General features: G+C 44.4%; 7 protein-coding genes. All 7 read right to left on the reverse strand.

The genetic code is table 11. The annotated features are described in order from the left end of the window. The coding region (locus tag RH89_RS30210) for a hypothetical protein (RefSeq protein WP_004401471.1) at window positions 1–223 on the reverse strand (223 nt) is incomplete at its 3' end. Between the two features lie 12 nt (window positions 224–235). Next, window positions 236–1,648 (reverse strand): oligosaccharide flippase family protein, encoded by a 1,413-nt coding sequence (locus tag RH89_RS09715; protein ID WP_004401472.1) that lies wholly within the window; start codon window positions 1,646–1,648, stop codon window positions 236–238. Continuing rightward, on the reverse strand, window positions 1,641–2,621 hold the full coding sequence (locus tag RH89_RS09720) for a polysaccharide pyruvyl transferase family protein (protein ID WP_004401473.1): 981 nt from the start codon (window positions 2,619–2,621) through the stop codon (window positions 1,641–1,643). Before RH89_RS09720 ends, RH89_RS09715 begins: the two co-directional genes overlap by 8 nt. A gap of 4 nt (window positions 2,622–2,625) precedes the next feature. Beyond that, on the reverse strand, window positions 2,626–3,621 hold the full coding sequence (locus RH89_RS09725; RefSeq protein WP_004401474.1) for a glycosyltransferase family 2 protein: 996 nt from the start codon (window positions 3,619–3,621) through the stop codon (window positions 2,626–2,628). An 11-nt stretch (window positions 3,622–3,632) separates the two neighbouring features. After that, entirely contained in the window at window positions 3,633–5,843 is a 2,211-nt protein-coding gene (locus tag RH89_RS09730) for a GumC family protein (RefSeq protein ID WP_004401475.1), read from the reverse strand. Between the two features lie 27 nt (window positions 5,844–5,870). Further along, on the reverse strand, window positions 5,871–6,407 hold the full coding sequence (locus RH89_RS09735) for a polysaccharide biosynthesis/export family protein (protein WP_004401477.1): 537 nt from the start codon (window positions 6,405–6,407) through the stop codon (window positions 5,871–5,873). Between the two features lie 8 nt (window positions 6,408–6,415). Next, window positions 6,416–7,511 (reverse strand): outer membrane beta-barrel protein (locus RH89_RS09740; RefSeq protein ID WP_004401480.1); only part of this gene is annotated, 1,096 nt, incomplete at its 5' end.

Raw genomic sequence — 7,511 nt, forward strand, 5'->3', positions numbered from 1 at the left:
AATTAGGATGCACGAAACCCAATTTAAACAACTTGTCCGTCAAAGTTCCCAGCATGCCTGTTCGAACAAGATGAACACGATCACTAGGAAGTGAAAGCCCTTTTTCGACTTGATCACTCCCTACATACTGTGCCTTGAAGTGCTTTAATGCTTCTCCCTGTGATCGGATAAACGTTTCTGAGTAGGCAAGAAGATGGTTTGAAAAAATAATGACGTTATTCATATCATTTCAACTTTATCTATTCAGAAATTGGCGGAAATCCTGCTGCCAAGAGGGATACACTAATTTCATGCAAACCACATAGCTCGCCGCACCGATCAAACAGGAGGCTAAAAATATTATCGCTAATGACGATTCAATAAACTGCCCTGAGATTACAACAGCAAACGTCATTCCAAGTGAAGCCAACCAAGCAGCGGAAACGGGTTTAATCTGGTAAAACCAGCTAAGCCCGAATATTTTGTTGTAGCCTTTCATACTAAACGGCATCGTTACGAAAACACGTAAAAGCATGCCAAATGCGGCTGCCATCGCACCGTAGGTAGCACCAAGCAATGCGGTAGTGGCTAACGCTACCAATGTAGCAACTACATCAGAAATCAAAGCTGTACTCGGTTTTGCTACCGCAGTAAATGATACTGGAACATAGATCCGGGCAAGGCTAATCACGGCGACTATGGCAAAGATCTGAGTGGGTAAAATCGCATCTAACCACTTATCACCAAACAGCCAGGGAACAAACGTTGGAGCCACTAAGGCCAACCCAACAAACAATGGCGTGACTATCATGGCAGTGAATTTTGTGGATGCCAGGAACAGTTGACGCAGCTCTTCTTTTTCGTTTTGTCGACGTGAAAATACAGGCAACGCGTAACTGAGCAACCCACTTGCAATAGCACTACGTGGCATTTCAACCATACGCCATGCAAATCCAAACAGACCGACTGCCGCTGTCCCTGATGTCACTCCGAGCAAAATTGGAATACCTCGAATTGAAGCGTCCCAACTTAAGCGTCGAACGCACAGCATCCAACCAACAGAACCTAGCTCAAAAAAAGCTTTGCGCTGAAAGCTCAGCCCAATTCTGTGGTTGGAAACCAGAAGTAGATAAGCCAGACCGACAACTTCAATCATCACTGAATGGGCAACCACAGCGATACTGTCAAATCCATACAAGGCCAAGCCAACTCCTGAAGCGGCTCCAACTAAACGAGATAACATCGAACGTTTTGCCAATGTATCAAATCGCCCTGTACGACGAAGTATCGCTACATAAAGCGATGCCATGCTGACTAAGATGATGTGGAGTAACGAAAATACAATTAGACCAAAGAGTTCTGTGTCTAAAGCAAGCAACCAGCAGACTACCAATATCGAAAAACTTAGGGCAACACTTAAGCTAATGCCTCCCCAAAACGCGGTATCAAAGTGCACCGACTGTGGATCTTTATGCTGAACCAGCGCATCTTCAAACAGATTGCCAAAAATGTACGCCGCCCCCTGACCAATAGACAGTGCAAGCACCGCCATACCAAATACTGAAGGGGTCAGAAGCTTTGCATAAATGAAAAACGTGGCGATTGAGACAATTGTCATGCCAAACTTTTCAAATGCAATCCACAGCAATTTGATAACACGGCTATTCATTTGCAGCTTTCTTTGCGTCTTCTGCGTAGACCTCATCGAGCTTTAATCCAAGCCAGCACGTAGCATAACGTCGCAGTTTGCCGTAGCTGTTATCACGCATGACAACATCGTTACCAACAAGTAAAGACAAAATCATGCCATGAAGCCTGTCTGTATCGACAACGCTATAGGATGTAAATCGCTCAACCGCCCTTTTGATAAGGTGATTGGAGTACCATTTCCAGAATGCATCCAAACCCAAATTTAAATGCAGTTTATTTTCATATCTGGCAAGCCTTCTGGCGATGTTGTAACAACGTTCATCAAATGGTTTGAAAAGATCATCCCAATCAAATCTGTCGCCGTCTTCACCAGTATCTGTTGCTTCGATGTCTCGCCTTCTGAGGCTTAGTGTCCCCTCGGAAGTGCGAACAATCCCTTTCCAGCGGTCTGACATCGCGAATGCCATATCTGGAAGCAGCTTTAGGTGTGCCTCATCGAAGGCTTCACTCATTACGTCGAATGAGTGCTCATCTCGTACAAACATATAAAGATTGTTATGAGACTTAAAGAGCGGCACCTTTTGAGTCAACTGAGAAGGATCCTGGTAATGAACCGACTGAGGCATGATCAACACTTTGTTATTTGGAAATACCTCTATGACTCGCTCGCGGAGCGACTGATGATGCGGATACAGATCGCCGAAATTACCGCCACCGTGAAGGACCAAAACTGTGTCTTCTGAGATATCACGATAGAAAAGACGTTCCTGATTTCGTTCTGAAATGCGGGCAACGATATTGACATTCAAAGCACGAAATAGCGCTTCTGTACCTTCCGCAATAAGTAAGTCACCGACATTCAGGTGAACAGGATAATCGATGAAAATCGCATCCTGATTCTCTAAATGAGGTCGAAAGTTATCGAGCAAAGTTTGCTTCAACGAATCCAAAATCTGCTCGTTGAATGGAATGACTGGAGCAAGGTTTTCCACGTTTTTATCCCTTTGGTTTTACTGGTACAGGCTTAGCACTTTGAAGGCGCATTTTGATTCGCTGCATAACGGTCATCCCCTGAGTAGGAGAGCAGGAATCCATGTATGCCTTTGCTTGTGCGTCAGAAACAACGGCTGGATGAGTTTTCCACGCACGAACCGCTTTTGGTACCATTCCAAAACCTTGGAAAAGCCCTTTAAACGTTGACCAGATAAGACCAGAACGAATACCTCTCCAGACCAGAATGCCGGTATGAAAAACTGCAGTTGGCAGGAAAGTCCTGAACTTGAAATGAAGATAAGTTTTGTTGCGGACATCAAACGTCCAACGACCACCAGTCCAAGCCACTCGATGCTCAGCAGACACTTTGTGACCAATCACCACCTCAGGTGAATACTTGATCTTGTAATGAGCGTTCATCAGTCGCTTAGATAGATCAACCTCTTCATGAAGGAAGAACAGGTCTGAGTCGTAACCTTTTATCCCATCAAATGCTTCTCTTCTTAGCATATGACCAGCACCGACAAATCGGTCTGTGTAAAAAGTGGTTTCTGCCGCTTGGCTTGCACTGTCATGGTAAGACCAGCTTGTCAGATCATCCTCCTGACTCCCAAAGCGCAAGATTCGGAACGCCAAAGCACCCAGCTCTGGCTCGCTACGCATCAGCTCACATGCCTTAGCAAGCTGATGCTCGTCGACAAACTCTGCATCATTATCAAGAGCGACAATGAACTCTCCTGTGCCCTGATCAGATGCCTGATTTCGACCTCCAGGTACACCCAAGTTTTGGCGATTACAAACTAATTGAATTCTAGAATCTTTAAGACAATGCTGACGCAATTTTGCCAGCCCGTCAGGTTTAGAGCCCTGGTCCACAACAATCACTTTAAGGTCAATCCCTTGCTGTGAAAGTGCGCTATCAATAGCGTCCAGAGTATCGTCTATCCGATCCCATGACAGGATCGTAATATCAACTGATGGTGTGTTTACATTTTCCATTTTTTTATAACCTAGCTGTGCTCATAGCCGTAGTACTGATAAGCATCCTGCGTTTTACTTTGATCCTGATTGAGAACAACACCTTCAATCACACTCTTGTATTTGAGCATGCGAGAAATCGCGAAATTCAGTTGATTAACCTTGGTGCTGTTTGCTTTCACTACCATGACGCAAGACGTCGTCACGTTAGCCACCAACATTGGATCGCTCACTACATTCACTGGCGGGGTATCGATGATGATTCGATCATACTTTTCGCTCAGTGATTCAATCATTTCTTTATATTGTTCAGAACCAAGCAGCTCTTGAGGGTTTGGTATCAAAAGACCTGATGTCATCACATCCAGCCCTGACTCTTCATGGTGATAAATACAATCTTCCAACTCAGCCCCCATCAAGAGGTAGTTGGTCATACCCGGTTGAGCATTGCTAAGACTGAATCTCTCACCAACTGATGGCTTACGTAGGTCGCAGTCAATAAGAAGCACTTTTTCCATAGCAGCAAAAGACTCTGCCAGTGCTACAGACACCGTGGTTTTGCCTTCTCCAGAAATCGGAGAGGTTACTGCAACGCACTTGCGCTTACTTTGCATAAGGCTGAGTATCAATGAGGTACGAATACTTCGAATCGACTCTCCAAAGTCTTTATGTTCTTTATCGAGGAACAATTCAGCGCCAATCTTAGATTTTCGATACTTCTTAGCTATAATTTTAGGTACGCTACCAAGCCCAGTAAGACCCACCTTCTCTTCTACATCGGCACGACGCTCAAACGTATTTCGCATTGCCTCAAGTATGAATGCTGCTGCTAAGCCAATAATAAATGCGCTCACCGCTGAAATTGCGATAATCAACACCTTACGTGGTTTAGCTGGTACCAATGGGATACTGGCTCGGTCCGTAAAGCGGGCAATTGCATTTTGATAGTCACTGGTTGCCGATGTTTCTTTCTGGCGAGTCAGGAACAAATCATAAAGCTGGCGGTTGGTGTTCACTTCACGGCGCAGTGTTTCAAACTCGGCTTTCTTGAGTGTTACGGACTGGAATTCTTTCTTTTTCAGTTCTAACTCTCTCTTCAAGCCGCGCTCTTGCTCCAACGCCGTTGACAGTTCTTTTTCAATACCGACAACAAGCTGCTTCAGAATCTTTGTAGAACGGTTCTGCAATGCTTTCAGCTCTGCCTGAGCACGAATCATCTTGTCGTGTTTAGGTCCATAGCGTTTGGACAATTCAAAAACGCGCTTTTCCGCATCCACTTCATTAGAACGGATGTCGCGAATCTGTGGGTGATTAGAGACCTGCTTGATTGCATACAGACTCGAAAGGTCGGCATCACGATTTTTCTGTAGTACAGAGTAAAGGGATTCTGCTGCTAAACGGCGATCTCTGGCTTCAGACAATTGGTTGGTAAGGTTGGTCAGCTCTGTGGTAGCCAGACTGTCGATACCAGCAGCATCCACTAACCCTTCTCGCTCCATAAACTGAGCCAGATTTAGCTCAGAGGCTTGTAACTGGAGCTGCAACTCACCCAAACGAGAGTTAATCCAAATAGAGGCTTGTTGGTTCGCTTCTAATTGAGACTCAACGTGGTTTTGAATGTAAGCTTCACCTACCGCATTGGCAACATTGGCAGCCATTAAAGGATCTTTTGATAAGAAAGTAATGTGTACCAACTGAGTATTTTTAACCGGGGTAACCGACAAGTTACTCTTAAATTCACGCAACACACGCTGACGATGGCTGTCTTCTAACTGTTCGTCCAACACAGGTAAAGGCTTTTTAATGTAGTTGGATAAAACGGGTAGGTTGTATACCGTTTCTTTAGCATTTTTAATAAAAGCTTTCAGCCCAGAAGGTTCACCAGAATTTGAAATCGCATTATTTGCACTTTCAATCACACCAATACCCAAATCGCTGATCACTTTTTCTGCAATTCGGTTTGAGCGAATGATTTCGTATTGCGTTTGGTAATATTCCTGCTTACTGGTATCGACACCAACTACCTGTTCGATTGATATGACTTTTTTCTGTTGATTTTCAATTAACAACGTAGATGTTGCTTTAAATTCAGGAGTAATGGTCAATACGTAAAAGGTTACACAAGCAGTAACAAAAACAGCAAAGACAACGATAGCCAGTAAATTCCTTTTAACCAGCTGAATGTATTTACTTAAATCAATGAACTCGTCATTGCGCTTTAAGTCGTCACTTTTCACTAACATAGATTTTGAATTCTTATTTTCAATGATTTAGAAGAAACTTTGCTCAATGACAATGATGTCACCAGGGTTAACAGACTGCCCAAGGGGAACCCCTTTTTGGGTCTGCCCTTCGCCATTTGGCGTAATATTGATTTTTTTACGCGCAGCTCTGTCGGTAAATCCACCAGCGAGGGCAATGGCTTTATCAACCGTCAATCCAGGTTGATACTCGTAACCGCCTGGCTTCTTCACTTCTCCATTCACGTAAATTTCACGAAAAGAAATGAAGTTAACCATCACTTTAGGGTTAATCAGGTAATCACCTTTTAACCCTTTCTCAATGGCAAGTTTAAGTTGCTGAGCTGTTTTCCCTTTTGCAACCATTTCGCCTAGGTATGGGTAATCGAAGGTGCCACTTGAGTTAATCAAAAGCTCGTTAAAAGAAAGATCCGGCTCGCCATAGACATTTATCTGAATTCGATCACCAGGTCCGATTTGGTAAGTTGTCGCAAATGATGCCGCAAGCCCCTGAAAGGACAGCAAAGAGAGCATCGCGACAAAAAAAGATAAAAATGTTTTCTTCATAACTCCAACTAATATGCAATGGCGCCAGAAAGTGACCAGACTAACTGGTCATAACCGTAACCTTCCCAATTTGATGCTTTGTTCGTCTTTTTAACCCCAACAAAGAAGTCGACGATTTCATTAAACTCGTAACCCACATTGGCAGACCACTCGACTGCACGTTCGTCTCGCAACACACCATTCTGAAATGCACCGGTGTATTCCTGATTACTTACTACCGCAGTTGCCCGCGTATAAACTTGCGGTCTCCAGTAATGCTTCCACCCAACATTCAGGATGGTTTCTTTCACAAAATCCCCATCTTGATCAGGATCTCTAGCCACTTGTGAGGTCTGAATACTCCAGGTTGAGTGATACAGAGGGTTCCAGTCCAGCCCCACTAACCAACTGAGTCCAGTAAAGTCTTCACGGTCAGAATCGTCGAAGTTTTTATCCTGAATACCGACCTTGGCATATCCGGAGGTTTTCCCAGAAACATCCCATTCAAGACCAGCGTAGTAGTTGTGGGTCAAGCTATCTTGGGAAGGCACACCGTTTGCTGTGAAGTCATAATTCTTCTTAGCGATCTCGTATTCAAAAATCGCCTTTGTGTTGGTTAACCAACGATACGCAAACTTCAGCCCAGCATAGCGATTGTCATAGTCTTTGAAGCGTGAACTTCTGGAGTCTGAAACACCGCCAAGATGGCGAAAATTTTTGTACTCCAAATCGCTGTAACCCAACTTGGCTTCGATTCTTCCTTTTGCTCCCGGAGCCCCGTAAATGTATGTCGTGACGATAGAACGATTTAAATATTCCAGCGGTCTGTCAATGGCTGATGAAGTATTGTCACCTTCCGTAAGCCCGGTACCGCGAGCCTCATGTAAACTCGCGACCCTCAAGTCGGCTTTGATTGCATGACGCAAACCCAGCTTGATCAAGTTGCGGCTATCAAAGAAATGGTCGGTGAAATTGTCTTCTGAGCTAGAAAAGTAACGCCCATGACTGAGTCTGTACGATAAAAGGAACTCGTTTTCTCGTGGTTGAAACTTCAAAGACACACCAGGGTCGACAACAAGGAAAGACGTTGAAGTCGCATCGTTTGAGTCAGACACTCTCAATAGG

This window comes from Vibrio nigripulchritudo ATCC 27043, from assembly GCF_000222685.1.
Lineage (GTDB): Bacteria > Pseudomonadota > Gammaproteobacteria > Enterobacterales > Vibrionaceae > Vibrio > Vibrio nigripulchritudo.

Coding starts and splice junctions, on each gene's coding strand:
- RH89_RS09715 (WP_004401472.1), bottom strand. CDS start 1,648: ATGAATAGCCGTGTTATCAAATTGCTGTGGATTGCATTTGAAAAGTTT.
- RH89_RS09725 (WP_004401474.1), bottom strand. CDS start 3,621: ATGGAAAATGTAAACACACCATCAGTTGATATTACGATCCTGTCATGG.
- RH89_RS09730 (WP_004401475.1), bottom strand. CDS start 5,843: ATGTTAGTGAAAAGTGACGACTTAAAGCGCAATGACGAGTTCATTGAT.
- RH89_RS09735 (WP_004401477.1), bottom strand. CDS start 6,407: ATGAAGAAAACATTTTTATCTTTTTTTGTCGCGATGCTCTCTTTGCTG.